The following is a 1,860-nucleotide window of genomic DNA, read 5'->3' on the forward strand; positions in this document are numbered from 1 at the left end:
CAGGACTGATTGCCCCTGCACCTCCGTTAGTTAGCAGATGCGGGATCCTCACCAGTGCGCCGTTGGCCACAGTCTACGGCCCGCTTTGCGAATAGCCGTTTGGGCCATCCCAATCCCAAAGGATCCCATCTCTGCACCCCAAAGTTGCCAAAGTTGAATGAAGCTTATGATTCAAGCCGAGCCAAAAAGATTCGGCACAATGGGGAGAGCCATTTCACCAAGCTGTTGAGGACATCGCTATGGCCTACAAACTCTGGATCGACGGCCAATGGGTCGATAGCCAAGGGGGGGGGTTGATGACCATCGAGAACCCGGCCACCGGCGAGAAACTGGCAGAGGTGGTGGATGCCAGCCCTGCCGATGTGGATCGGGCGGTGCAGGCCGCCCAAACAGCCTTCTACGATGGCCGTTGGTCGAAACTCACCCCCGGCGAGCGCTCCCTGGCCCTCTGGAAATTGGCGGATCTAATCGAAGCTCGCGCCGCCGAATTGGCTCGCTTGGAATCGGAAAACACTGGCAAGCCCTACGAGTTCCTCAGCTTGGGGGGAGATCTGCCATTTGCGGTGGATAATCTGCGTTTCTTCGCCGCCGCCGCCCGCGACATCCATGGCTTTAGTGCTGGGGAATACGCCAAGGGCTACACCTCCCTCTTTCGCAAAGAGCCAGTGGGGGTGTGCGCGCAAATTACCCCCTGGAACTATCCGCTGATGATGGCCGTCTGGAAGATCGGCCCCGCCCTGGCCGCCGGCTGTACGGTGGTGCTCAAGCCCGCTCCTGCCACCCCCCTGACCACCCTGATGCTGGGGGAACTGATCGCCGAGGCTGGGATCCCGCCCGGGGTAGTCAATATCGTTACCGGAGGCAATGCCACCGGCCAAGCCCTGGTGGAGCACCCCCAGGTGCGCATGGTCAGCCTTACCGGCTCTACCGCCACCGGCAAGCAGGTGATGCGGACAGCGGCAGATACCCTGAAGCGGGTGCATTTGGAACTGGGGGGCAAAGCGCCGTTTATCGTCTTCGAGGATGCGGACGTAGAGACCGTTGCTGCCAAGGCCACATTTGCTGCCACCGTCAATACCGGCCAAGACTGTACGGCAGCCACCCGCGTCTATGTGCACGAGAGCAAGCTGGCGCAGGCGCAAGAGGCCATTGTAGAAGCCATGCGCAAAGTAACGGTGGGATCCCCTTTCGAGGCGGGAGTGGAGATGGGGCCTTTGGTCTCAGCAGCCCAGCGGGAGCGGGTGATGGGATTTGTGGAGCGGGCCAAAGCAGAGGGAGCCAAGGTGCTGACCGGCGGTCGGATCCCTTCCCAGCTTGCCCAGGGCTACTACTATGAACCCACGGTGATTGCCAATGTCGATCAAAAAGCGGAGATCGTACAGAGTGAGGTTTTTGGGCCGGTTCTCACGCTCGGCTCGTTTCGCGAAGAAGCGGAAGCGCTACGCTTGGGCAATGACGTCCTATACGGGCTGGCGGCTTCTGTGTGGACTCAAGACATCGGACGAGCGATGAGGTTGGCCGCCGATCTGGAGTTCGGCACCGTCTGGATCAACGACCATATTCCCATTGCCTCTGAGGCCCCCCATGGCGGCTTTAAGCAATCGGGATTTGGCAAAGATCTCTCGGCAGAAGCGGTGCGCGACTACCAAATCACCAAACACGTGATGATTGCAACCCACTGAAGTGATGCCCATTTTGAACAGAAGATGACCACCAAACAGCGGCGGCTCACCAGGGGTATTCCCAGTCGCCGTAGGCCATTGGTGGCCTTGATTCCGACCTACCCCTTCCCCTTGGGAGAGGGCTTGGGGAACTGTCTGGAGCCGGTTTGGAACCTGATACATTCACGCTGAACTCTCC

1 protein-coding gene is annotated in these 1,860 nt (G+C 59.7%); it reads left to right on the forward strand.

The features are described 5' to 3' along the window. The first annotated feature begins 239 nt into the window (after positions 1 to 239). Positions 240 to 1,682: a gamma-aminobutyraldehyde dehydrogenase gene (locus NW815_RS13725; RefSeq protein WP_414390585.1), complete on the forward strand. Its 1,443-nt coding sequence runs from the start codon at positions 240 to 242 to the stop codon at positions 1,680 to 1,682. The last annotated feature ends 178 nt before the right edge of the window (positions 1,683 to 1,860 follow it).

The organism is Synechococcus sp. R6-7 (assembly GCF_047461695.1).
GTDB lineage: Bacteria > Cyanobacteriota > Cyanobacteriia > Thermostichales > Thermostichaceae > Thermostichus.

Bases quoted from the DNA above. Each gene is read 5' to 3' on its own strand.
- NW815_RS13725 (WP_414390585.1), top strand. From the start codon at position 240: ATGGCCTACAAACTCTGGATCGACGGCCAATGGGTCGATAGCCAAGGG.